The organism is Pseudofrankia saprophytica, from assembly GCF_000235425.2.
GTDB classification, from domain to species: domain Bacteria; phylum Actinomycetota; class Actinomycetes; order Frankiales; family Frankiaceae; genus Pseudofrankia; species Pseudofrankia saprophytica.
The window spans coordinates 5,222,056-5,246,361 of the sequence record NZ_KI912266.1; the positions used below are offsets into that span (position 1 = coordinate 5,222,056).

19 protein-coding genes are annotated in these 24,306 nt (G+C 72.4%); 11 read left to right on the forward strand and 8 right to left on the reverse strand.

From position 1 onward, the window contains the following. Positions 1-4: 4 nt before the first annotated feature. A complete protein-coding gene (locus FRCN3DRAFT_RS0221925) occupies positions 5-1,540 on the reverse strand; it encodes an MFS transporter (RefSeq protein ID WP_007509228.1) in 1,536 nt (511 codons plus the stop codon). Between the two features lie 147 nt (positions 1,541-1,687). On the opposite strand from FRCN3DRAFT_RS0221925, the gene FRCN3DRAFT_RS0221930 reads away from it, so the two are divergent. Genes FRCN3DRAFT_RS0221930 through FRCN3DRAFT_RS0221940 form a run of 3 tightly spaced genes read left to right on the forward strand, consistent with a single transcriptional unit; the run spans position 1,688 to position 5,999 of the window. After that, positions 1,688-3,496: an ABC transporter ATP-binding protein gene (locus tag FRCN3DRAFT_RS0221930; protein ID WP_007509226.1), complete on the forward strand. Its 1,809-nt coding sequence runs from the start codon at positions 1,688-1,690 to the stop codon at positions 3,494-3,496. Further along, a complete protein-coding gene (locus FRCN3DRAFT_RS0221935; protein ID WP_007509224.1) occupies positions 3,493-5,253 on the forward strand; it encodes an ABC transporter ATP-binding protein in 1,761 nt (586 codons plus the stop codon). Before FRCN3DRAFT_RS0221930 ends, FRCN3DRAFT_RS0221935 begins: the two co-directional genes overlap by 4 nt. Before the next feature lie 50 nt (positions 5,254-5,303). Further along, positions 5,304-5,999, forward strand: coding sequence for a TetR family transcriptional regulator (locus FRCN3DRAFT_RS0221940; RefSeq protein ID WP_007509223.1), 696 nt, complete (start codon positions 5,304-5,306; stop codon positions 5,997-5,999). A gap of 22 nt (positions 6,000-6,021) precedes the next feature. Here the strand turns inward: FRCN3DRAFT_RS0221940 and FRCN3DRAFT_RS0221945 are convergent, their stop codons facing one another. From FRCN3DRAFT_RS0221945 to FRCN3DRAFT_RS0221960, 4 genes are all read right to left on the reverse strand, one after another. Further along, positions 6,022-7,377 (reverse strand): ABC transporter substrate-binding protein, encoded by a 1,356-nt coding sequence (locus FRCN3DRAFT_RS0221945; RefSeq protein ID WP_007509221.1) that lies wholly within the window; start codon positions 7,375-7,377, stop codon positions 6,022-6,024. Between the two features lie 110 nt (positions 7,378-7,487). Next, positions 7,488-9,047 carry a carboxylesterase/lipase family protein gene (locus tag FRCN3DRAFT_RS0221950; protein WP_007509219.1) on the reverse strand — a complete coding sequence of 520 codons (1,560 nt, stop codon included), beginning with the start codon at positions 9,045-9,047 and terminating at the stop codon, positions 7,488-7,490. Next, the gene (locus FRCN3DRAFT_RS45660; protein WP_051467082.1) at positions 9,044-9,706 is read right to left on the reverse strand and encodes a TetR/AcrR family transcriptional regulator; all 663 of its coding nucleotides are present in this window, start codon (positions 9,704-9,706) and stop codon (positions 9,044-9,046) included. The genes FRCN3DRAFT_RS0221950 and FRCN3DRAFT_RS45660 overlap by 4 nt, the downstream gene beginning before the upstream one ends. A 196-nt stretch (positions 9,707-9,902) precedes the next feature. Next, entirely contained in the window at positions 9,903-10,460 is a 558-nt protein-coding gene (locus tag FRCN3DRAFT_RS0221960; RefSeq protein ID WP_007509216.1) for a type 1 glutamine amidotransferase domain-containing protein, read from the reverse strand. A gap of 199 nt (positions 10,461-10,659) precedes the next feature. Between FRCN3DRAFT_RS0221960 and FRCN3DRAFT_RS0221965 the strand changes: the two genes are divergently transcribed. Next, positions 10,660-11,532, forward strand: coding sequence for an MBL fold metallo-hydrolase (locus FRCN3DRAFT_RS0221965; RefSeq protein WP_027140828.1), 873 nt, complete (start codon positions 10,660-10,662; stop codon positions 11,530-11,532). A 193-nt stretch (positions 11,533-11,725) separates the two neighbouring features. Here the strand turns inward: FRCN3DRAFT_RS0221965 and FRCN3DRAFT_RS0221970 are convergent, their stop codons facing one another. After that, positions 11,726-13,417 carry an AMP-binding protein gene (locus tag FRCN3DRAFT_RS0221970; protein WP_007509212.1) on the reverse strand — a complete coding sequence of 564 codons (1,692 nt, stop codon included), beginning with the start codon at positions 13,415-13,417 and terminating at the stop codon, positions 11,726-11,728. Positions 13,418-13,738: 321 nt separating this feature from the next. Between FRCN3DRAFT_RS0221970 and FRCN3DRAFT_RS0221975 the strand changes: the two genes are divergently transcribed. The 7 genes from FRCN3DRAFT_RS0221975 to FRCN3DRAFT_RS0222005 all read left to right on the forward strand — a co-directional run bounded on the left by FRCN3DRAFT_RS0221975 (position 13,739) and on the right by FRCN3DRAFT_RS0222005 (position 22,581). Beyond that, positions 13,739-14,731, forward strand: coding sequence for a helix-turn-helix domain-containing protein (locus tag FRCN3DRAFT_RS0221975; protein WP_007509210.1), 993 nt, complete (start codon positions 13,739-13,741; stop codon positions 14,729-14,731). Between the two features lie 248 nt (positions 14,732-14,979). Beyond that, positions 14,980-16,464, forward strand: a complete 1,485-nt coding sequence (locus tag FRCN3DRAFT_RS0221980) for an aldehyde dehydrogenase (protein WP_007509209.1) — start codon at positions 14,980-14,982, stop codon at positions 16,462-16,464. Positions 16,465-16,640: 176 nt separating this feature from the next. Next, the gene (locus tag FRCN3DRAFT_RS0221985) at positions 16,641-17,843 is read left to right on the forward strand and encodes a cytochrome P450 (protein ID WP_007509207.1); all 1,203 of its coding nucleotides are present in this window, start codon (positions 16,641-16,643) and stop codon (positions 17,841-17,843) included. A gap of 143 nt (positions 17,844-17,986) precedes the next feature. Further along, on the forward strand, positions 17,987-18,787 hold the full coding sequence (locus tag FRCN3DRAFT_RS0221990; RefSeq protein WP_007509205.1) for a coniferyl-alcohol dehydrogenase: 801 nt from the start codon (positions 17,987-17,989) through the stop codon (positions 18,785-18,787). A 103-nt stretch (positions 18,788-18,890) separates the two neighbouring features. Then, positions 18,891-19,565, forward strand: a complete 675-nt coding sequence (locus tag FRCN3DRAFT_RS0221995; protein WP_007509203.1) for a TetR/AcrR family transcriptional regulator — start codon at positions 18,891-18,893, stop codon at positions 19,563-19,565. A gap of 516 nt (positions 19,566-20,081) precedes the next feature. Continuing rightward, positions 20,082-21,074 (forward strand): enoyl-CoA hydratase-related protein, encoded by a 993-nt coding sequence (locus tag FRCN3DRAFT_RS45665; protein ID WP_007509201.1) that lies wholly within the window; start codon positions 20,082-20,084, stop codon positions 21,072-21,074. 109 nt (positions 21,075-21,183) lie between these two features. Continuing rightward, positions 21,184-22,581 (forward strand): ABC transporter substrate-binding protein, encoded by a 1,398-nt coding sequence (locus FRCN3DRAFT_RS0222005; protein WP_232794112.1) that lies wholly within the window; start codon positions 21,184-21,186, stop codon positions 22,579-22,581. A 91-nt stretch (positions 22,582-22,672) separates the two neighbouring features. On the opposite strand, the gene FRCN3DRAFT_RS55225 is transcribed toward FRCN3DRAFT_RS0222005, so the two are convergent. Together FRCN3DRAFT_RS55225 and FRCN3DRAFT_RS0222015 are read right to left on the reverse strand one after the other, a co-directional pair. Continuing rightward, a complete protein-coding gene (locus tag FRCN3DRAFT_RS55225; protein ID WP_198536017.1) occupies positions 22,673-22,810 on the reverse strand; it encodes a hypothetical protein in 138 nt (45 codons plus the stop codon). A 70-nt stretch (positions 22,811-22,880) separates the two neighbouring features. Next, positions 22,881-24,272 carry an ABC transporter substrate-binding protein gene (locus FRCN3DRAFT_RS0222015; protein WP_007509198.1) on the reverse strand — a complete coding sequence of 464 codons (1,392 nt, stop codon included), beginning with the start codon at positions 24,270-24,272 and terminating at the stop codon, positions 22,881-22,883. Between the last annotated feature and the right edge of the window lie 34 nt (positions 24,273-24,306).

A 24,306-nucleotide genomic window follows, 5' to 3' on the forward strand; every position in this document is an offset into this window, starting at 1 on the left:
CTCGTCATCCGGAAGTCCTGGTCGGGGCACCGGCGGGCCGGTCGGCGGCGGCCCGGTCGCGGGGCCGGGACGGCAGCAGCGTGAACGCCGCCAGCGCGGCGATGCCGATGAGGATGCCGGCGATGAGGAAGGCGCGGTCGTAGCCGGTGGTGACCGCGGCGGCGCTGGCCGGGTCGGCCTGGTGGCGGGTGACGGTGGCCGCGACCGTGACGAGCACCGCCAGGCCGATGCTTCCCCCGCACTGGCGGGCGGCGTTCAGCAGGCCCGAGGCAAGTCCGGCCTCCTCGCGCGCGACGCCGGTGGTGCCGGCGGCGGTGTTGGTGACCATGCACAGCCCGAGGCCCACCGAGGTGACCAGGGAGGGGCCGAGCAGGTCCGTGGCGAAGCCACCGTCCGGGCTGACCCAGCCGAACCAGCCCATCCCGACCGCGCCCAGCGCCAGCCCGCCGACCAGCGGCGGACGCGGACCAACCCGGGCCATCAGGCGCGCGGCCACGATCGTGCCGGCGATCACGCCCAGGGCGAAGGGCACGAACGCGAGCCCCGTTCGCAGCGGGCTGTAGGCGAGCACGCCCTGCAGGTACAGCGAGGCGAAGTAGAAGGCGCCGAACTGGCCGCAGGCGACGAGGAAGATGACGACGCAGGCCACCGACAGCGACCGGGACCGCAGGATCCCCAGCCGGACCAGCGGCGCGGCGACCCGTCGCTCGACGAGCACGAACGCCACCGCGAGCACCGCCGCGGCCCCGAGCGTGCCGAGCGTCCGCGCCGAGCCCCAGGAGTAGGTGTCGGTGCGTACCACCCCGTAGACCAGCAGCACCATCGCGGCCGTGGCCAGCACCGCGCCGGCGACGTCCAGGCGGGGCCGGCGGGCCGTGCGCAGGTTGCCGATGCACGCGGCGGCGAGCGGGATGGCGACCGCGGCGATCGGGACGTTGACGAACAGGACCCACCGCCAGTTCAGGTACTCGGTGAGCACACCGCCCAGCAGGACGCCGACCGCGCTGCCGGCGCCCGCCACGGCCCCCCAGACCGCGAGCGCCCGGTGCCGCGCCGCGCCCTCGGTGAACGTGGTGGTGATGACGGTGAGGCTGACCGGCAGCAGCACCGCGCCGGACACGCCCTGCGCGGCGCGTGCCGCGATGAGCTCCGACGGGTTCTGCGCCAGCCCACCGAGCAGCGACGTGAGCCCGAACAGGCCCAACCCGGCGACGGCCGCGCGGCGCTGGCCGGCCAGGTCGGCGAGCCGGCCGCCGAGCAGCAGCAGCCCGCCAAAGGTGAGCGTGTAGGCGTTCACCACCCACTGCAGGCCGCTCGCGCTGAAGCCCAGGTCGGCGCGGATGGACGGCAGCGCGACGTTCACCACCGAGATGTCGAGCACCACCATCAGCTGGCACAGGCAGACGACCGCGAGCACGAGCCCGGCCCGCGCGGGTACGGGCGCGAGCGCGCCCTCGCTGACGCCCGGCCCGGGCCCGGATTCGGGCTCGCTGGCGTGCGGGCCCGCCACGGCGGTGTCAGGTGGCTCCGAGATGGACATAGCGCCCCTTTCGGGCGGAGTGCGGCGGAGGAAAACCGTTCGCAGGTCTATTGGACAGCGTCCAGTTAGGCTAACCTAACCTACAACTTGTTGATCGACAAGGGCGGGTGCTCACCCGGGCGCCCGCGAGACGAAGGGGGAAGGCTGATGGCCGAGACGCCACCGGCGACGGTCGGGCCGGACGCTCCGCCCGCGGCGCTGGGCGCCCTGCTGGCACCGGTCCGCGGGCGGCTGGTCGTCGCGGCGGTGTGCCAGGCGGCGGGCTCCGTGGCCGCGGTGGTTCCGTACGTGTGCATCGGCGAGCTGGCCAGCACCCTGCTAGGAACCCCCGTCGACCACAGCCGGGCCTGGACGGTCGTGCTCGTCGCGGTCGTCGCGTTCGTGGCCCGCTTCGCGCTGGTCGGCGCGGCCGGGGCGATCAGCCACCTCGCCGACAACGACCTGACGTTCGACCTGCGCACCCGCCTGGCGCGCCGGCTGGGACGGGCGCCGCTGGGCTGGTTCGACCAGCGCTCCAGCGGCGTCGTGAAGACGGCGGTGCAGGACCAGGTGTCGGCGCTGCACACGCTGGTCGCCCACGCTGTGAACGACTTCGTCGGCGCCGCGGTCACGCCGCTGGTGGTGCTCGGCTACCTGTTCTGGGCGGACTGGCGGCTCGCGCTGGTCACGCTGGTGCCACTGGTGTTCTTCGCCTTCTCCTACGGGCGGATGACGAAGGGCTACGGCGCGCAGATGGCCACCTACGTCACGGCGCTCGGGCGCATCAACGCCGCCGCAGTCGAGTTCGTCCGTGGCATCGCCGTGGTGAAGGCGTTCGGGCAGGCGCGACGGGCGCACGCCCGGTTCCTGCGCGAGACCGACGCGTTCGCCGACGCCTTCGAGGGCTGGACGAAGCCGATGCTGCGGCCGTTCGCGATCACGATGGCCGCGGTCTCCGGGCCGACGATGCTGCTGGTGATCCTCGGCGCCGGCATCGGGTTCACCCAGGCCGGCTGGTGCGCCCCCGCCGACGTGGTGCCCTTCGTCGTGCTGGGCATCGGGCTCGCCGGGCCGCTGCTGAACCTGGAGCACTCCGCCACGGCGCTGCAGCTCGCCCGCGGCGCCGCCACCGCCATCGGCTCCCTGCTGGCGACCCCGATCGTCACCGAGCCGCAGCGGCCGCGCGAGCCCGCGGGCCACCGGGTCGAGCTGCGGGAAGTGTCGTTCAGCTACGACGGCCGCGTCCGCGTGCTCGACGGTGTGGAGGCGGTACTCGAACCCGGCACGGTGACGGCGCTCGTCGGCCCGTCCGGCGCGGGCAAGTCGACCCTCGCCGGCCTGCTCCCTCGCTTCGCCGATCCGGACGCCGGCGCCGTGCTGCTGGGCGGCGTGGATGTCCGGGACGTCGGCAGCGAGCTGCTGTACCGCCAGGTCGGGTTCGTGACGCAGGAGGTCGGGCTGCTGCGCGTCAGCGTGCACGACAACATCGCCCTGGCCCGGCCGGGAACGACCCGCGAACGGGTCGTCGAGGCCGCCGTCGCGGCCCAGGTCCACGACGTGATCAGCGCGCTCCCCCGCGGCTACGACTCGGTGATCGGCGAGGACGCCCACCTCTCGGGCGGCGAGGCGCAGCGGGTCACGATCGCCCGTGCCGTGGTGGCCGACACGCCCGTCCTCGTCCTCGACGAGGCGACCTCGTGGGCGGACCCCGAGTCGGAGGCCGCGATCCAGGACGCGCTGTCCGCCGTGGCCGCCGGGCGCACGGTGCTGGTGATCGCGCACCGCCTGGCCAGCATCACCGCCGCCGACCAGATCCTGGTCCTCGAAACCGGACGGGTCGTCGAGCGCGGCCGACACCCGGAACTGATCGCCGCCGGCGGCCGCTACGCCCAGCTGTGGGCGGCCCAGACGGCGGACATCACGACGACGGACACACCGAACGACGGCGGCAGGACGGACACGGAGGTGGCGCGGTGATCCGGCAGCTCGGCAGGGTCCTCGGTACCAGGCACCGCGGCGACTACCTGCGCTATCTCGCCGCGCTCGTCGTCTACAACGTGCTGCAGGGCGTCGCCTACGTGCTGCTGGTGCCTGTGCTGCGCGACCTGCTGCGCGGCGACACCGGCGGCGCCGCCCGCTGGTTCGCGGTCCTCGCCGCGGTGGTGGTGACCGGCTGGCTGGTCTCCTACGCCCAGCAGCAGCTGGGGTTCCGGCTCGGGCACCTGCTCGCGCGCACCCTGCACCACCGGCTGGGCGACCATCTGGCCGACCTGCCGATCGGCTGGTTCAGCGGCAGCAGGGTCGGCGGCGTCGGACAGCTGACCAGCAAGGGCGTCGTCGACATCATGGGACTGCCCGCGCACATGTTCCAGCCGATCGTCTCGGCCGCGGTCACCCCGCTCACCGTCGTCGCCGGCATCCTGATCCTCGACTGGCGGCTGGGGCTGGGCGCGCTCGCCGCCGTCCCTCTGGTATTCGCCGTGTACTCCTGGGCCGCCCGGCGCGCCGCCAGCGTCGACGAGCAGCTGCACGCCACCGGCGTCGAGGCCGCCGACCGGGTCGTCGAGTTCGCCCGCCTGCAGCCGGTGCTGCGCGGCGCCGGGCGGGCGGCCGACGGCTACGCCCAGCTCGACGGCGCGCTGCGCGCGCAGCACGCCGCCGGCCGCCGCCAGCTGGGCCGTTCCCTGCCCGCGCTCGGCGGCAACGCCCTCACCATCCAGCTCGTGTTCACCGCGCTCATCCTGCTCGGCACGGCCCTGGCCCTGCACGACGGCGGCCGGACGGCCGAACTGGTCGCCCTGCTGGTGCTGCTGGCCCGGTTCGCCGAACCGCTGGCCGCCGCGGCCGAGTACGGCGGCACGCTGCGCGCGGCCAGGGCGAGCCTCACCCGCATCGACGAGGTCCTGGCGACCGCTCCCCTGCCCGAGCCGGACCATCCGACCCAGGTCGACGGCCACCGCGTCGACGTCGACGACGTGAGCTTCGGGTATGACCGCGACCGCCCGGTCCTGTCCGGGATCAGCTTCACCGCCGAGGCGGGCTCCACGACGGCGATCGTGGGATCGTCCGGGGCCGGCAAGACCACCCTGCTGTGGTTGCTGGCCCGGTTCCTCGACGTCGACGCCGGCGGCATCCGCGTCGGCGGCGTGGATCTGCGCGCGCTGACCGCGGAGCAGCGCGGCACCCTGATCGCGCCGGTGTTCCAGGACGTCTATCTGTTCGAGGGCAGCATCGCCGACAACATCCGGCTGGCCCGCCCCGACGCCACCGACGCCGAGCTGCGCGAGGCGGCCCGGCTCGCCCGCGTCGACGAGATCGTCGACCGGCTGCCCGACGGCTGGGAGACCCAGGTCGGCGAGGGCGGCACCTCGCTGTCCGGCGGCGAGCGCCAACGGGTCTCGATCGCCCGCGCCCTGCTCAAGGACGCCCCGATCGTGCTGCTCGACGAGGCCACCGCCGCCGTCGACCCGGAGAACGAGGCCGCGATCACCGCCGCGCTGGCCGCGCTCACCCTGGCCCGCACGGTGTTCGTCGTCGCCCACCGGCTCACCACCGTCGCCCACGCCGACCAGATCCTGGTCCTGGACGGCGGCCGCGTCGCCGAGCGCGGCACCCACACCGAGTTGCTGGCGAGCGACGGCCGCTACGCCGCGTTCTGGCGGCAACGCCAGCGCGCCGCGGGCTGGCATCTCCACACCCGCGTCACCACGGGGGCGGCCATCGGCGGAGACTAAGCCGTCGCACATCAGGTCCGGCCCTGGCCGGGTGTGGGACCGTGACATCCGTGGCGGAACGCGGTCGAGGAACGGACGTCGGCACCAGGCCCAGGCTCACCCCGGGCCTGGTGATCGACGCCGCGTTGGAGCTGAGCCGGGAACGTGGCCTGGACGGCTGGACCATCCGCGACCTCGCCCAGGCCCTCAAGGTCTGGCCGAACACGATCGCGTACCACGTCGGCGACCGGGAGGCGATCCTCGACGCCGTCGTCGAGCGGGTCGTGGCGATGATGCCGAACCCGCCCGTCGACCTCGGCTGGCAGGACTGGTTCCGGGCGTTCCTCTTCCCCGGCCGCGACATCGTCGGCCGCTACGTCGGGGTCGCCCGCCGGCTGTGCCGGGACGGCGCCACCGTGCCATCCGCCTTCCCGATCATGGATCGGGGCATCGGCCTGCTCGCCGCCGCCGGGTTCGGCGACCGAGCCCCGCTCGCCTACGCCACCCTGCTCAACAGCGCCATGCTGCTGGTCGCCCTCGACGACGACCGCGCGCTCGCCGGGCACGGCCGCGGCGACGCCGCGATCGCCCTGCGGTCCGCACCCGCGCCGCCGGGCGCGGGCGCGGGCTGGGCCACCATGCAGCCGTGGCTACGGGGTTGGGCCGAAGATCCCGACGCCAGCCGCGCCGCTCTCTACCGCTACACCATCGAGTGCCTCCTCGCCGGCCTCGAGGCCGACCTGCGCACAGGCGCGGGACGGGCCTGAGAGACAGGCCTGAGTCGAGCTGTCAGTCGGCGATCGGGGTGTTGCCGAGGACCTTGTACGCGGCGGGCTGGCCCTTGTCGTCCAGGGTGGTGATGAGGCCACCGAGGACGCAGACGGCCGGGTTGGCCGGGTCGGCCTTGCCGTTGCAGCGGAACTTCAGCCCGGCGCCGCCGGGCAGCTCCGTCTCCTTCATCGCCTTGATCGTCGAGGCGACGGTCGCCGGGGTGATGTCCCCGGAGATGCCCTGCGTCGCCACCTGGAGGCCCGTGGTCAGCATGAACGCGATCATGCTGTCCTGGACGCTGGTGTCGATGTCCGTGCCGTAGGTGTCGACGACCTTCTGGTACAGGCGCATCGACGGGCTGTCCGGGCCGACCGGCGCGGTGGCGCTGACGACCATGCCCTTCAGCGTGCTACCGGGCACCGACTTGCGGGTCGCGTCGGTGACGCACTGCGAGATGGCGCTGATGGTGCCGGTGAAGCCGACGGCCTTGAGGCCCTGCATGGCGCTGATGCAGAACGAGTCGTTGCCGATGATGAAGACCTCATCGGACTTGTTCGAGATGACCTGCTGCATCTGGGGCGTCATGTCGGCGGTACCCGGCGCCACGCGGATCAGCTCGTAGCCGATGCCGGCCTTCTCGAACAGCGGCGGCGCGACCTCCTGCGCCGAGTGGAGCGCGGCCGGAACGTCGATCACGACGGCGCTGACCTTCTTGTTGCCCTCGTCCTTGGCCACCTGGATCGGCAGGTCGATGACGGGGAAGGTCGGGTTGCCCAGCGAGAAGGTCGTCGGGCTCGCCAGCAGTGCCGGGTCGCTCGAGCCGTAGAGCATGACAGGGATCTTGGCCTCGCCCAGGGGCTTCCAGGCGTCGTCGACGACGCCGGAGGTGCCGATGAGGACGGCGACGGCACCATTCTGGATCATCTGGTTGCCGCAGTCCGTGGCCTTGGACGGGTCGCCCTGGGTCTCACAGACGGTCAGCTCGATGGGCCGGCCGCCGATCCCGGCCTTGTGCTCGTTGAGGTACTTGACGGTCGCCTCGGCCACCAGACCGACGGGCCGTGAGTCCAGCACGGGGGTGGCGCCGTCGATGATCATGCCGATCTTGACGGGCGCGCCGGTCGCCTTGTCGACCGGGCCGAGGGGGTCCGCGGCGCTCGCGGAGCCGCTCGCCGCCGGCGTCGCGGCGCCTTCGGGGACGTCCGAGCCGCCGCCGCAGGCGGAGACGAAGGCCAGACCCGCGGCCAGGACGGCGGTGCCGGCGAACCGTGACCGTAAGGCCCGCCTCGGGCCGGTGTGCGCTGGCAGGGCCGCTGCCGCCGGGTGCGGCCGTCCAGCCCTCAAACGACCGGTCAGTCCATTTATAAGCGTCATGTTCCCTGCCTGTGTCGATGGGCACTACGTTGACGGGCACTGCGCGGATACGGAGAACACGGCGCTCCGGTGGAGCGGCGAAGCGGGGTTTCAGGTTGGGCTGCGCCCCGTCAGGAGGCGTGCAAGGGAAGCGTGCCGAAGACGTGGTCCTGCCAAAGCCGTCGGGACGAGTCCTCCGGGTACGCGGTCACGGTCGGGTTCGCGTCGAAGACCTGGGTTAGTCGTCGCTCGGTGTCGTAGGCGGGCCAGCCCGGGTCACCGGTGGTGGCGAAGGCGGTCCAGGCGCCCCGGATGCGGGCCGCGAGTGCCCTGGCCTCGTCGGACGGCTCGGGACCGAGGAGCAGCGGGCCCAGGTGGGCGTCGAAGGTACCGAACACCAGCGGGCCGTCGAGGCCGTGGCAGGCGCCCAGCACGCCCCCGGCGCCGGGGGTGGCCCAGGTCAGCTCATAGAGGTGGGCGCGACCACCGCCGGCGGTCTGCGCGTCGGCGAGGTGCAGCGCGGGCATGCGGAACAGCCAGTCGGACTGGACGAGCTCGTGCAGGTACTCGGCCGAGGCCTCGGGAAAGGCCGCGCGGTAGGCGCGCTCGGCGTCGGGGGGCGGACCGAAGGTGCGCAGCGTCAGCGCGGCGTCCTCGTCCCCGATGCGGCCACGCTGCCCGGCGAGCGCGGTGAACAGCCGGTACTCGTCGCGGTTGTGCCCGATGATCAGGCCGATCCCCCGCGCCGCGCCGGCCCGCAGCGCCCGCCACGGCGTGGTGGGGAGCACGTCGCCGTCGACGACCGGGGCGTAGGGCGTGACGGTGTGGGCGACCGCGCCCCACCGGTCCTCGTGCTCGCGCATCTTGGTCGTCACCACGGCGCCCGCGTCCACCAGCCGGTAGGGGTCCACGGCGGACAGGTCCTCGACGGTCGCCCGCCGGCCCGCCTCCGCCGCGATCGCTGTCGCGATGTCGCCGCCCAGCTCGTCGGAGAAGAAGATGCCGGACGGGCTCTGCAGGATCGCCCGTCGAAACAGACCCTCGGCCCGGGGCATCGCCAGCAGGGCGGCAATGGACCCGGCGCCCGCCGACTCACCGAACACCGTGACCCGGTCCGGGTCACCGCCGAATGCCGTGATGCTGTAGCGCACCCATTCCAGCGCCGCCACCTGGTCGAGCAGCCCACGGTTGGCCGGCGCCCCGGCGATCCGCGCGAACCCCTCGACGCCCAGGCGGTAGTTGAAGGAGACCACGACGACGTCGCCCTCCTGGGCGATGTGGCTCGCGTCGTAGCCGGGACTTCCCGCCTGGCCAACCTTGAACGCCCCGCCGTAGACCCACACCAGTACCGGGCGGCGGGCCGCCGGATCCGGGTCCGGCGACCAGACGTTGACCGTCAGCCAGTCCTCCCCCGCCGACGTGTCCACGACACCGGTTCTCCCGGGAATCCCGGCGTCCTGCGGCGGCGGCGGGCCGAAGGCGAACGCCTCCCGCGCCCCCTCCCACGGGGGCACCGGGCGTGGTGCGGCGAACCGCGCGTCGCCCACGGGTGGCAGCGCGAACGGGATACCGCGGAAGACGGCCAACCCGTTCTCCCAACGGCCGCGTAACCTCCCGCGGGCGGTACGTACCTCAGGTTCGCCCTCAGGCTCGGCGGTGCGCCGGGACGCGTCGGTGCTGCCCGCGGTCATCGGATGGTCCTCTCGCCTAGTTGGCCGGATGTGAGAAGGCCCGGCTCGCTGCCGGGGGCGTGCGCCGCGACAAGCGCGTGGACGAGAACGGACACCATCCGGGTGATCCGGTCGGCGAACTCCTCCGGGTCGAGCGGATCCTCGCCGTCGATCACCCAGGCACAGACCAGGGCGTGCCCGCCACCGGCGAGACACGTCGCGAGATCATTCGCCGTCCGCGCGTCGAGGCTCCCGCTGAACGCCTCCTGGAAGAGCTGCCGGTGGAAGGGCACGAGAAGGCCTGTCATCGCCTTTCCCAGGGCGAACGCGATCGAGCCCGACATCAACGCCCGGTAGAAGCCGCGGTACTCCGCGAAGTGTCGGGCCACCGCCAGCGATCGGGCACGGCCGGGCACCGCTGCCGCGGGATCCCCGAGCCGCGGCATCAGGTCCCGGCGCGCGAGATCCAGCGCGGCCTCGAGGAGGAGCGCGTCACGGTCGCCGAACTGCTGGTACAGCACCTGCCGGCTCACGTCCGCCGCGTCGGCGATGTCGGAGATCGGCACGGCTGCCGTGCCGCGCTCCCCCACCAGGTCGGCCGCCGCCCGAAGCAGCGCGGACCGCGAGCGGCGTGCCCGACGGTCCCGAACGGGAACCGCCGGCGGGAGGCTGAACGTCACACGCGAGATAATGGACACATGTGCTGTAACTGGCAAGTGTCCGATCCGGGAAACATCGCTCCTGATCGCCGCGGACGTGTCGTCGCGGTCGCGGTGTAACCGGATCCGCGACCGCGACGACATGGCGACACGGGCGACACGTTGGTGGCGATCTACCACCGGCGAGCTGACGAGCGAACGCCGGCGAGGGCGGCACCTACCCCGACACGCGGGACCGGGCGAACTGCTCGACGATCGCCCGGCAGAAGGCCGGCAGGTCGGCCGGCGAACGGCTGGTGGTGAACTGCCCGTCGACGACGACCTCCTCGTCGACGACCTGCGCCCCGGCGTTGCGCAGGTCGGTCCGGATGCTCGGCCACGACGTGACCCTGCGCCCGCGCACGACATCCGCCTCGACCAGCATCCAGGGGCCGTGGCAGATCGCCGCGATGGGCTTGCCACTCGCGGTGAACGCCCTGACGAAGCCGACCGCGTCGCCGTTCATGCGCAGACGATCGGGATTGGTCATCCCGCCCGGCAGGAACAGGGCGTCGTAGTCCTCGACGGACGCGTCGGCGATCAGCCGGTCGACGGGAAACGTCCCCGCGGGCACGGAGTCGAACTGTCGAGCCTCGATCTCGCCGGGATGGATCGAGACGATCTCGGTGGTCGCGCCGGCACCCAGCAACGCCCCGCGGGGCTGGTCGAGCTCCACCCGCTCGACGCCGTCCGCGACCAGGATCGCGATCTTCAGGTTGTCGAGGTCGTGCGCCATGGTGCATCCCCTCCCTGGGTGGATGGCTGAGGTCTCGCCTGGAACGTGAGCGTCCCGCCCACCTCTCAAACGTCCCCATCGCCAGCCATCGACGAGCCGTGTCGACCTCCTCGCCTGACGACCCATGACCGCGGCCGGGCCGGGCCGGGCCGGGGGGATATTGTTTGCTTCCCCGCCTGGCAAGATTGAGAAGGTGGACGTGACCACGACCGTGACCTTGACGGGCACCGGCGTGCCCTTCCCGGCGCCGGGAAGGGCCGGGGCGGGGGTCCTGGTGCGTTCCGGCGAGACGGTCCTGCAGTTCGACGCGGGCCGGTCGACGACGCTGCGGCTGGCGGAGGCGGGTGTCCACCCACACGCGCTGTCCGCCGTCCTCCTCACGCACGTGCACAGTGACCACGTGGTGGGACTACCCGATCTCGCCATGGCCCGGTGGGTACAAAGCCACGCGTTCCCGGCGGGCCCGCTCGACGTCGTCGCCCCCGAGGGCGCCACGGCGCGCTTCGCGCGGACCATGCTCACGCCCTACGCGGACGACATCGAGGTAAGGCAGAAGCACGTACAGGCGTCGCCGCCCGAGGTGACGGTGCACGCGTTCGCCGTCGGCGACCGGCCGGAGATCGTCTGGACCAGCGGGGACGGGAAGGTCACCGTCGCCGCGGTCGGCGTGCACCACGAGCCCGTGGAAGGGGCGGACGCGTACCGCGTCGATACTCCCGACGGACGCGTGGTCATCTCCGGGGACACCAGGGTCTGCACCGAGGCCGAGGACCTCTGCCGGGACGCCGACCTCGTCGTGCACGAGGCCTGCCGCGCGTCGGCCCTCGCCGACTTCGTCCGAGGTACGCCCTTCGAGACCATCTTCTCGTACCACGCCGACACGGTGGCGCTGGGCGCGATGGCGGAACGGGCCGGCATCCCCCATCTGGTCCTGACCCACCTCATTCCCGCGCCGGACACCACCGAGGCCGAGGAGAACTTCGCCGCGGACGTGCGCAAGGGCGGCTATGCGGGGCGCGTCACCGTCGGTCGAGACCTGATGACGTTCTCGATCGGCGAAACCGCCCCGTAAAAGCGCATTCACACCATTCCACCCAAGCCCCACCCGATCACGGCCCGCTCATGACCACCGCGCCGCGGGCTTGATCGTCAGATCTGTACTTGGATCCGAACGGGCGAGGGCTCGCAGTTCGGATTTGGATACAGTCCTGGCGATCTTCGAGGCATCGGCCGCGCGAACGTGGCCGGGAACCGCGCTGGCCTCCTCAGCCCAGCAGCGGGTCGAGCCGGGCCCGGTCGGCGTCGTCGAGGGGGCGCAGGGGCTCGCCCTTGGCCGGGCGCCACACGACCGGCCCGGACCGCCAGGCCTCGCGGCGGAGGCGGCGCTTGTCGATCTTCATGCTGGCCAGCTTCGGCAGCTCGCCGGTCACCCGGACGAAGGCCGGCACCCACTTGGGCCCCAGGTCGGGCTGCTCGGCGAGGAACGCGTCGAACGCCGCCGGGTCGAAGCCGGCTCCGCCGCGTAGCTCGAGCGCCGCCATCACCCGGTCCCCCACCGGGTCGTCGGGCACGGCGTAGACCGCGACCGAGCGGACCTCGGGATGGCGGGCGAGGATCGCCTCCACCGGCGCCGCGGCGAAGTTCTCCCCGTCGACGCGCAGCCACTCGTTCGACCGTCCCGCGAAGTACAGCCAGCCGTCCGCGTCGCGGTAGGCGAGGTCGCCGGACCAGTAGGCACCGCCCCGGAACCGGGCCCGGGTGGCGTTCTCGTTGTTGTAGTAGCCCTCGAACCCCGAGGTGGGTGCGGTCTCGACGATCTCACCGACCGCCTCGTCCAGGTTCGCCGGCCGCCCGGCCGCGTCGAGGACCACCGCCGGGCATTCCGCGCCCGTCTCCGGGTCGAGCACCCGGACCGAAGGGTCGGCCGTGCCCAGCGCGTTCTCGGGCATCGAGGGGTCGCGACGGATGATGATGATGCCCTCGGTGGAGCCGTAGCTGTCCCGGACCGAGCAGCCGAACCGGCGGGCGAACTCGCGGATGTCCCGGGTCGACGCCTCGTTGCCGATCGCGAGCCGCAAGGGGCTGTCCGCGTCGTCGTGACGCTCGGGGGTGGCGAGGATGTAGTTCAGCACCTTGCCGGTGTAGGTGAGCATCGTCGCGCCGTGGCGGCGGATGTCCGGCAGCGTGCCCGACGCGGAGAACCTCGCCCGGGTCGCGATCGGGATACCGGCGTTGAGAGCCGACGACCAGCCCGTGAACAGCGAGCTGGAATGGAAGAACGGCAGCGGCGCGTACACCACGTCACCCACGGCCACGCCGTCCCCGGCACCGCCACCGGCACTAGCACCGCCGGCAGCACCGGCGGCACCGGCGGCACCGAGCCCGGCGATCCGCGCGACGTGGGCACCAGTCCGGGCGAACCGGCCCTGGGTGCAGCGCACCGCCTTCGGCAACCCCGTCGAACCGGATGTGAAGATCAGAAGGAACAGGTCGTCGGCGGCGGCGGCCGGCCGCTCAGGCACCGCGGACGGCGCCGACGGCGCGGCGGCGAGCCGGGTGGCGTATTCGTCGCTGTCGACGAGCAGCGTCCGCTCCGCGGCGACGCCCGTGTCCGCGCCTTCCAGCAGCGGCCGGTAGCCGGCCGAGGTGACCAGGAGCTGGCAGTCGGTGTGCCGCACCAGCTGCGCCAGCGCCTCGCCTCGATAGGTGGCGTTGACACCGACGACGACCGAACCCGAGAGCGCCGCCGCGCCCAGCCAGAACAGGTAGTCGGGCACGTTGTCGAGCAGGACGCCGATGTGCGGCGGACGGTCGTCGTCGCGTAACGACTCGAACACCGACGCGCGGCGGTACGCCTCCTCGACCAGCTGTCGGTAGGTCCAGCGCTCGTCCCCGAACAGCAGCGCGACGGCATCGCTGTCCGCCCGCTCGCGCAGCAGATTCCCCACGGTCGTCACGGCCGCCCACCTCCGCAATCCGCCGACAGCCACCCCGAACGCCGACGTTCATGACGCCGACATTCATGGTCCGCCAAGGTCCCGCCATAGTCCCGCGCGGGAGCCCGCGCACGCGACGACCACCGCCTCCGCGGAGGTCAACTCGGCCGCCGGGGTAGCCCAGCCTCCCGACCGAGGTCTATGTCGACATCGACTTCGACCTCGTGACCTTAGCGGCGGCCGGCGGGCAGTCGCAACGGATCGTCGCCCGGGTCCGCACTGTGCGAAGGCAGGGAAGCATCATGCGAACCGCCCAGGCGGCTGAGCTACGGTCGCCGCATCATGAGCAGCAGACCCTCACCGCAGACAGATCGGCTACTCGACCTGGTGGACCTCCTCGCCACCCGTCCGGTCGACGGCGCCACGCTGGCCGAGATCGCGCGAGCGCTCGGCCTCAGCAAGACGACGATCCACCCGATGGTCGTGACGCTGGCCCGGCGCGGCTGGCTCCTGCGCCACCCGGACCGGCACACGTACCGGCTCGGCCCGGCGCTGGTCGCCGCCGGGCGGGCCGCGGCCCGCGGCCACGCCGTCATCGACGCCGCCCGCCCGGTGGTCCGCGGCCTCGCCGCGGTGACCGGGCTGACCTGCCTCGCGCTGGTCACGGGCGCCATTCCCGGTGAGCGGGACGAACTGCTCATCGGCGAGATCGGAGCCCCGCCCCAGCCCGCGGCGAACGGCGGCGGCGCGGCGGGCAGCCTGGGGGCGGCCTACCGTCACCTGCGGCTGGGCGACCGGTTCCCGTTGCAGCCGCCGATCGGATCGGTCTGCGTCGCCTGGTCCGACGATCCCACCGCGGTCGAGCAGTGGCTCGACCGACTGGGTTCCGACCGGCCGGGCGACGCGCTGGCGCAGATCACGCCGAGCCTCGCCGGGGTGCGGGCGCGCGGCTGGTCGGTCGAGGTGGACCGGCACCTGCGCGAACGCCTCGACCTGCTGGCCGCGGAGCTCGGCGAGGATCAGCGCGGCGCCGAGCACGCCGCGGCGCTGCGCCGGATCCTGGGCGAGGTCCACCGGACGTTCGGCCTCGCGGACGCGCTTCCCGCGACGATCGATCTGGCCGGTACCTACCGCGCGACCACGGTCAGCGCCCCCGTGTTCGACGCGCGCGGTGAGGTCGTCGTCGTGCTGGCGGCGATCTGCGCCTCCGACCAGCACTACGCGCCCGTGCGGACCGGCGCCGAGGTCATCGACCTCGGGGAGCGCGTCCGCGCGGCCGCCGAGACCCTGACGGCCAGCACCCAGGGCCGCCCACCGGCCCGCTGGCAGGGCTGAGAACCGGCCTCAGGTGTTCGCATAATGCGACTGTTGCTTCGCGCAGTGCGTCATGAAACGCTGCCAGCCACGACTCGTAGCCAACGTGGAACGAGCGGCGATGGCCGGCTGCTCGCCGGACGCCGACTCTCGGCACCGTTCACGGCGGTCGCGAGCCGACCAGCGCCAGCCCGGGCCTGAATCCACGCCACCTACCGGCCAAACCCCCTGGCGAAGTCTTCGACGTTCCTACCTGGCGGAGTCGTCTCATGTCGTTACTGCCCTCGGCAAGCGCGCCACCGGTCACCTCGCCGGTCGTCAAGGACCGGTTGTTCATCGGCGGCGCCTGGGTGGCGCCGGCGAGTGCCCGCACCATCGACGTCGTCTCGCCGCACACCGAGCAGGTCATCGCGACCGTCCCCGAGGCGGACGGGACCGACATCGACCGCGCGGTGGCCGCGGCGCGCACGGCGTTCGACGACGGCCCATGGCCGCGCTCCTCCCCCGCCGAGCGGGCCGCCGTGATCCGGGCGATCAGCGCCGCGATCCAGGCGCGCGCGCAGGAGTTCTCCGACACGGTGACCGCGGAGATGGGCGCCCCCTCCACCTTCGCGCTGCTGGGCAACACGCTGGCCGCCGCCATGGTCCTCGACGGCTACGCCGACCTGCTCGACACCTTCCCGTTCGAGCAGGAGCGCCCCGGCCTGCTGGCCCCGGCGACCGTCGTCAAGGCCCCGGTCGGGGTGTGCGCGGGCATCGTGCCGTGGAATGTGCCGCTGTTCCTGATCGCGATGAAGATCGGGGCGAGCCTGGCCTCCGGATCGACGATGGTCGTCAAGTCGGCGCCGGAGACACCGCTGACCGGCTACCTGCTCGCCGAGGTCCTCGAGTCCGTCGGTCTGCCGCCAGGCGTCATCAACATCATCACCGCGGACCGCGAGATGAGCGAGCTCCTCGTGCGCCACCCAGGCCTCGACAAGGTCTCGTTCACCGGCAGCACCGCGGTCGGCCGCAAGATCGGCGCGATCTGCGGCGAGCAGCTGAAGCGCTGCACCCTGGAGCTCGGTGGCAAGTCGGCCGCGATCATCCTCGACGACGCCGACCTGGGCACGGCCCTGCCCGCGCTGCTGCCGGCGGCGTTCATGAACACCGGGCAGGTGTGCGCGGCGCAGACCCGCGTCCTCGCGCCCCGCAACCGCTACCGCGAGGTCGTCGACGGCCTCGCCGACCTGGTCGCCACCGCGAAGGTCGGCGACCCCGCCGACCCGCAGACCCTCGTCGGCCCGCTCGTGGCCGAACGGCAGCGCACCCGCGTCGAGGGCCTCATCCAGGCCGGCACGGGCGAGGGCGCCCGGCTCGTCCAGGGCGGCGGGCGGCCCGCCGAGCTGGACCGGGGCTGGTACGTCGAGCCGACGCTGTTCGCCGACGTGGACAACCGGATGCGCATCGCCCAGGAGGAGATCTTCGGTCCGGTTCTGTCGGTGATCCCGTACGACGGCGAGGACGAGGCCGTCCGCATCGCCAACGACTCGAACTACGGACTGTCCGGCTCCGTCTGGACCGGCGACCCCGCCCGCGGGACCGCCGTCGGCAGGCGCGTCCGCACCGGCGTTCTCGCGATCAACTCGGGCACCGTCGTCGAGCTCCGCAACCCCTTCGGCGGGTTCAAGCAGTCCGGAATCGGCCGCGAGATGGGCATGGAGGGTCTCGAGGCCTACCTCGAGACCCAGACGCTCGTCAATCCGCAGGGCTGACCGCCGGTCTCCGCCAGTCTCCGCCGGCGGCCAGAACCGGCGGAGACTGGCGGACCCGGCGATCCGGCGGACACCCGCGGTCACCATCCCGGCCGGGCCACGCGGGAACCGCGACAGCCGGAGGCGAGACGACGCATGATTCTCCTCACGATCACGGCCGCGAGAAGGAGCCGAGCATGACGGTGACGAGCCCGAGCGACGTGTACTACGACCCCTACGACGCCGAGATCGACGCCGACCCGTACCCGACGTGGCGACGGTTGCGCGACGAGGCGCCGCTCTACCGCAACGACAAGTTCGACTTCTTCGCGCTGAGCCGGTTCCCCGACGTCGAGCCGGCGCTCGCGGACTGGCACACCTACCGCTCGGGCCGGGGCTCGGTCCTGGAGCTCATCAAGGCCAACATCGAGCTTCCGCCGGGCAATATCCTGTTCGAGGACCCACCGATCCACACGGTCCACCGGAGCCTCCTGGCCCGGGTCTTCACCCCGAAGAAGATGCTCGCGCTCGAGCCGAAGGTCCGGGAGTTCTGCGCGCGCAGCCTCGACCCGCTCGTCGGCGCGGGCCGCTTCGACTTCATCCGGGACCTGGGCGCGCAGATGCCGATGCGCACCATCGGCTACCTGCTCGGCATTCCCGAGGACGACCAGGAGGCCCTGCGGGACCGGATCGACGAGGGCCTGCGGCTCACCGGCGACGGCACCGACCTGGTGCCCCCCGACAGCTTCATGGCCAGCATGGAGATGTACGGCGAGTACATCGACTGGCGGGCCAAGAACCCGTCGGACGACCTGATGACCGAGCTGCTGACCACCGAGTTCGAGGACGAGAACGGCACGACCCGCACACTGACCCGCGAGGAGGTCATCACCTACGTCATGTTGCTGGCCGGCGCGGGCAACGAGACGACCACCAGGCTGATCGGCTGGACCGGCAAGGTGCTCGCCGAGAACCCCGAGGCGCGCCGCGAGCTGGTCGCCGACCGGTCGCTCATCCCGAACGCCATCGAGGAACTCCTCCGTTACGAGTCCCCCTCCCCCGTCCAGGCCCGCTACGTCGCGCGCGACGTCTCCCACCACGGCCAGACGGTCCCCGAGGGCAGCATCATGCTGCTGCTGAACGGCTCGGCCAACCGCGACGAGCGCCGTTTCCCCGAGCCCGACCGCTTCGACATCCACCGCGACGTCGGCCGGCACCTCACCTTCGGCTACGGCATCCACCACTGCCTCGGCGCCGCGCTCGCCCGTCTCGAAGGCCGCGTCGCCCTCGACGAGGTGCTGCGCCGCTTCCCGGACTGGGAGATCGACTGGCCGAACGCCCGCCAGGCCCGCACCTCCACCGTCCGCGGCTGGGAGACGCTTCCCGCGATCACCGGCTGACGCGCCGAGACGCTCGGGCGGCCCAGGCCCGCCCGAGCCACCGGGCGGGCTCCGGCCCGTCACACATCCGGCCAGCACCTTCCCGCGCGCCTGGCCGTGCCGCCGGCATCAGGCCGTGTCACCGACATCAAGAAAGGGGCCCGGTGGGAAACCCGTTCAGCTACCAGGGCAGGCGCGTCGTCGTGACCGGCGCCGCCTCCGGGGTGGGAGCGGCGCTCGTGGAGCTGCTCGTCGAGCTCGACGCGGCGCACATCACGGCGATCGACCGGGACACTCCGGCCGGGCCGGCCCACCAGTTCATCCGCGCGGACCTGTCCACCGAGGCCGGCGTGGAGGCCGCCGCCGAGGCCGTCGACGGCCCTGCCCAGGTGCTGTTCGCCAACGCCGGCGTCGCCGCGACCCAGCCGACGCGGACCGTGCTGAGCGTCAACTTCCTCGCCACCCGCCGGCTGTGCCAACGGCTCGCCCCACGGATGACCGCGGGCGGCGCGATCGTGCTGACCTCGTCGATGGCGGGCACCGGCTGGCCCAACCACCGCGACGACCTGCTGAAGCTCATGGCGATCGACGACTGGGACGAGGCGCTCGCCTGGTTCGACGCCCACCCCGAGCTGACCGCCGACTCCTACGGCCTGTCCAAGGAATGCGGCCAGGTCTACACCTTGTACGCGTCCCGGGAACTCGGCCGGTCGGGCATCCGGATCACCAGCGCCTGTCCCAACCCGATCAGCACGCCGCTGCTCGCCGACTTCCGGGCGACGATGACGGACGAGCTGCTCGACTGGGCGGTCAGACAAGGCCACCAGGGCCGGCCGGCGACGGCGCGCGAGGTCGCCCAGGTGCTCGCGTTCCTCGGTTCCGACGCGGCCAGTTACCTCAATGGCGTCAACATCCCCATCGACGCCGGCATGCAGGCCGCACTCCTGACGGACCAGACCGACTAGCCGGGTCAACGAGCCCGAGCAGGCCAGCGAGCCTGGGCAGGCCAGGGAATCCGGGCAGGTTAGCGAACCCGGGCACGTGCACGCGGCCGAGAGGAGAGCACCGTTGCCGTTCGATCCACCCGCGGACCGCGAACAGTCGGGACCCCCGCTCCCGACCGCGCGCCGGGAATCGCGGGCGCGGATGCTGGCGGCGGCCAGGATGGTCTTCGAGCGAGATGGACTCCACGACGCCCGCGTCACGGACATCGTCCATCTCGCCGGTCTGGCCCACGGGGGGTTCTACCGCCACTTCGAGTCCAAGGAGGCCGCCTTCCTGGAGCTCGCGCGCGAGGCCTCGGCCCGGCTGGGCACTCCCCTGGACGGCCTGCTCTTCGAGCCGGGTCGCCTGGACGGGCTGGGTGACCTCATGCGGGCCAGCGTCCGCCGGTACCTGGAGGCCTATCGGCTGGAGGCCCGGCTGCTGGGACTCGTCCGCCAGATCGGCTGGCACGACGAAGAGGTCCGGGCCATCCGGGCGGACTCGCGGATGCGGGCCGTGGCCCGGCACGTCGAGCCGGTCCGCCGGCTGCAGCGTGCCGGGCTGGCGGAGGCCCAGGTCAGCCCGGAAAGCATTCTGCTCGGGCTCATCGGCATGGTCGAGGGATTCGCCGACCGCTCCTTCCCGCGCCCGGGGGTCGACCGCGACCTCGCGACCGCCGCCGACCAGCTGAGCCGGCTCTGCCTGCAGGCGATGCGCCTGCCGCGCGGCGGCGACCTGCCCGTCGGGCCCCGGGCGTGACCGCGGGGCGCGCCGCGCCCCGGACGAGATGTTTCTCTCTATGCCCCGCCAGACCCTCACCGCGACCCACGGTCTGGAAATCTGGGAGCCCAGGTCTGGAAACCCGGGAAACGGTCACACGATAGGGACATCGTCCCAACAGCCGCCCGGCACGAGGGCGACAGCCGCTCGACGGGAGACCGGCGCGGCGCCCGAACGCCCGAGCGCACGGACGCGCGGACGTCCTGGGAGCGCAGCGCCGGGGCGACCCGTCGAGGTCCCGCCCGTTTGTCGCCAAGACAGTCCGCTTACTATGGGCCGCGCACCTCAAGGTCGACGTCAATCTTGACTGTGGATCAGCAAGCCGGGACGGCACGGAACCGCGCGACCGGTAGCGGACCTCACCGCGTTCAAGATCAGCCGGCGACCGGCCGTCTGCCTGTAGTGGCGCCCCCACTACCGCCCTACCCGACGCGCCGGCCGCGCAACGCCGGATGATCGCGCGCGCCGAGCCGGGCACACCGAACCGAGGGGACGATGAGAGGGAACGAGGTGGGGACGCCACCCGAACGATCATCGGATGGCGCGGCCAGCGACACCCCCGACAGCCACGCCCCCGGCAGCGATGCCCCGGGCAGCGACGACACACCGAGCAACGGCGACGTCGCGGTCGTGGCGGACGGGCCGGTGCTGCTGCACGTCGGCACGGACGGGGTCGGCGTCGTCACGCTGAACCGCCCGGACCGGCGCAACGGCTGGAACCCGGACATGGAGCTTCGCTACTTCGAGGCGCTCGAGCAGGTCGACCGTGACCCGCGGATCCGGGTCGCGGTCGTCACCGGCGCGGGCAGGACCTTCTGCCCGGGTGTCGACAGCGGCCGTCTTGACGGGATCGCCAGCGGCGGCCTGGACCTGTCCGGCCGCCGCTCGCCGGTGCGGGCCTGGGCGTTGCGCAAGCCACTCGTCGCGGCCATCAACGGCGCGTGCGCCGGTATGGGTCTCGTCCAGGCGCTGCTGTGCGACGTCCGGTTCGCCGCGCGCGGTGCCCGGTTCACCACCGCGTTCGCCCGCCGTGGCCTGGCCGGCGAGTTCGGCGCCACCTGGCTGCTGCCCAGGCTGGTGGGGGCGGAGCGGGCGGCGGACCTGTTGCTGTCCGCACGGGTCTTCGACGCCGACGAGGCCCTCGCGCTCGGGCTGGTGAGCAGGGTCGTCGAGCCGGCGGAGCTCCTGGCGGCGGCGCGCGCCTACGCCGCCGACATCGCCGCGAACTGTTCGCCGGCTTCCCTGGCGCTCATCCGCCACCAGTTGCACGCCGACCAGCAGAGCGACCTCGAGACGGCACTGCGTCGCTCCTACCGGGCGATGGCTGTCGCCGTCACGGGCCCCGACTTCCGCGAGGGGCTGGACAGTTTCACGCAGAAACGCCCCCCGGCGTTCCCACCGCTGGCCGACGACCTCGACCCGGCCGCGGTGACCGGCGCCGGGCTGCCCGAGCTCGACGTCGTCCCGCAGCAGGCCCTGGATTCCTGACGATCCCGAAGAAGACTTACGTGGAGACCATCTTGGCTTGTCAGTGCATGGGAGTCCGTTTCTCGCGCGCCTCGTTCGGTCCGCGAGGGTTCCTGACCCTGGGCCGGGGGTGACGGTGGTGCTCAGCGCGCCCAGCGACTCCCAGAAAAGCGACGCCTCCTCACGGCGCCTCCGGCGGCGGCCGCGCCGCGACCCGTCGATCTCCCGCTCGTGGGATGCGCGGCCCGCCCCGAGGACCCTGTCCAGGTCCCGGCGCGGCGCGTCGCGGCCCACGGCGCTGGCCACCGCCCTGGTCGCGGTGCTGGCCGCGGGCTGCGCGTCCTCCGGCGGCGGCGCGGGCAGCAGCGCGGTCGCCAGCTGCAACACTCCCGGCTTCACCGACGACTCGATCCAGCTGGGCTTCGTCTACCCCGACACCGGCGCCGGCGCCGCCTCGCTGACCGCCGCCAAGGGCGGGTTCATCGCGCGGATCGAGGAGGCGAACGCGGCCGGCGGGATCCACGGTCGCAAGCTCGTCTACACCTGGCGCGACGACGCCAGCGAGCCCGCCCAGAACCTCGAGATCGTCCGCGACCTGACCGAGAACCAGAAGGTCTTCGGGTTCGTCGAGGCGTCCATCGCCGCCGCCCAGGGCGCCGACTACCTGCGCGAGCACGGCATCCCGGCGACAGGGATTCCGGCGGAGCCGTTCTGGACGGACCAGCGGTATCGCAACATGTTCGCCTACGCATACGTGTTCAGCGACGGCCCGTCGGTCTCGACGTTCGGCGACTTCGCGAAGGCTCAGGGCGGCACCAGGGCGGCCGTGATCCAGAACGACGTCACCTCGTCCGGCAACGACATCGGATCGAAGATCAGTGCCAGCCTGGTGTCGGCGGGCATCCAGATGGCGCCCGGTCATTTCATCTTCAACGGGAACGTCACCAACCCGGTCCAGCTCGGCCAGCAGCTGAAGCAGGCCGGGGTCGACGTGGTGAGCGCCGCCTTCGCCGGCACCGACCTGGCCGAGGTCGTCCGCGGCATCCGTGAGGCCGGCGCGCCGGTGAAGGTCGTGCTCGCGCCCAGCGGCTACGACAAGTCACTGGTCAACCAGTACGGCAAGACGCTCAGCGGGCTGACCGCGGCCGTCAACTACGTCCCGTTCGAGATCGGCGGCGCGGCCCACCAGAAGTACCTGTCGGCGATGAGCAGCTACGCGCCCGAGCTCCAGCCGCCCGACCAGGAGCTCGCGTTCGTCACCTACATCCTCACCGACCTGTTCCTCTACGGTCTCGACAAGGCCGGGTCCTGCCCGACCCGCGCCCAGTTCATCGACACCCTGCGCGCCAGCAAGTTCGACGCCGGCGGCCTGCTGCCCGGTCCGGTCGACATGACCAAGGACTGGGGCCAGATCGCCACCTGCTACACCTTCATGCGCGTGAACGACGCCGGCACCGGCTACGAGGTCGTCCCAAGCTCCGACCCCGCCAACCGCAACCGCTGGTGCGGCCACCGGCTGGAGCAGTAGCCCCCAGACCTGGGCCGGCCGCGGGAGGCAACGCAACGCCCCGCGGCCGGTCCAGCCATTTCTGGCCGCTGACAGGCCTTCACCATCACGTTCACATCACGTCCACGGTGCTCCCGGCGAACGTCGGGAGCACCGTTTTTTCCGCCGAGCCACGGTCTACGCCGAGCCGCTCCGGGTGGCCGGCGACATCCTCGTCGACCGTCGCCGTCGTGGCCCGTCGCCCGTTCACTGTCCGTAGAAAGCCCGAAGGCTGTGCGGCCAGGTTCGGCCGCACAGCCTTCGGGGCGTGCTCGGGCGATTTACGCGGCCGAGAACAGGTATTCGTGGCCGAAGGTCTGGAGGTCCTTGATGGGGACGATGGCCTTCTTCGCCCCGTCGAACCGGACGAGCGCGGCGCAGTCGTTGCCCAGGACGCGCCCGGCGGGCCAGGTGGAGCCGCACAGCGCGTTGCCCAGCGCGGGGTAGTCGAAGCCGGAGTTGAGGACCTTGGCGAGGGCCTCGGTGGTGACCGAGCCGTTGATCTTCGCGAAGGCCTTGAGGAACAGGTCCGCGGCACCGTAGGAGGTCAGCGTCCCGGAGGCGCTGGCGTCCGCCTGCGAGCCGACGGCCTTCAGGTCGGCGTCGATCTGCTTGAAGGTGTCGCTCGGGAAGACGCCCGAGCCGAAGTTCGGCGTCATCGCGTACGCCTTGTCGAGCTGGTCGGCCAGCGGCGCGAGTCGCGGGTCGGCGAAGTAGATCAGGACGTCGCCGGTGTAGCCCGACGACCGCAGCGCGGCCACGAGCGGGAAGATCTGGGCCGGCGGGGTCGTCGACGCGACCAGGTTCGCGCCGCTGGCGATGATGTCGCGGGCGATCGGCGTGTAGTCCGACAGCGGCGGCGCCCCGGGCCCCGGGATCGGGGTCTTGGCGTAGGGGGCCTTCATCCCCAGCCCGACGGCCATCTTCGCGAAGCTCTTCACGGAGCTCGCCCCGGCCGCGACGCTCGACCCGATGAACGCGGCACTCACGTCAGCCGGCTTCTTGCCCGAGCCCGTCAGGTAGCTCTCCAGACCGGCGGACGAGTAGAACGTCTGCCCGGGCAGCACACCCGCGCAGGCGATCGCCTGGGTGACGGAGAAGCCGAACTGGCGGTTGTTCCAGCCGCAGTAGTCGTTCGAGATGCCCCAGCCGAAGTAGGGCACGTGCTTGTCGTTGAGGTAGTCCCCGACGGTGGAGACCGTCGCGGTGAAGGGCACCAGACCGAAGACCTTCTTGTCCTCGACCATCTCGGTCACGGCGTCCTTGGACGTCGTGGGATCGGCACCGCTGTCGGTACAGCCCGCGTAGGAGAAGGTGTAGCCGTTCACCCCGCCCTCGCGGTTGGCACGTTCGAACCGCGCCTTCGCGCCGTCGCACACGCCCGGGAAGTTCTCGATACCGGTCGTGTCCTTGACGTCGGCGACGCCACCGATCGTGATGACCTTGCCGTTCACGCCGCGGACCGTGTCGCCGGTCGCGAACTCGATCGGCCCCGCCTTCTCGATCGCCAGCTTGCTGGCCGCGGCGGCGTCCATCGGCTTACCCAGGTCCACGGGTGCCGAGGAGGTGCCGTTGTCGGTGGTGGAGCTACACGAGGCGAACGTGACCGCGGCCACCAGCGCCGCGACGCCGGCCAACCCGGCCCGCGCCCGACGTGAACGCAACAAGATCACAGGTCTTCTCCCAGTCAGATTTTCAGAACGCGAC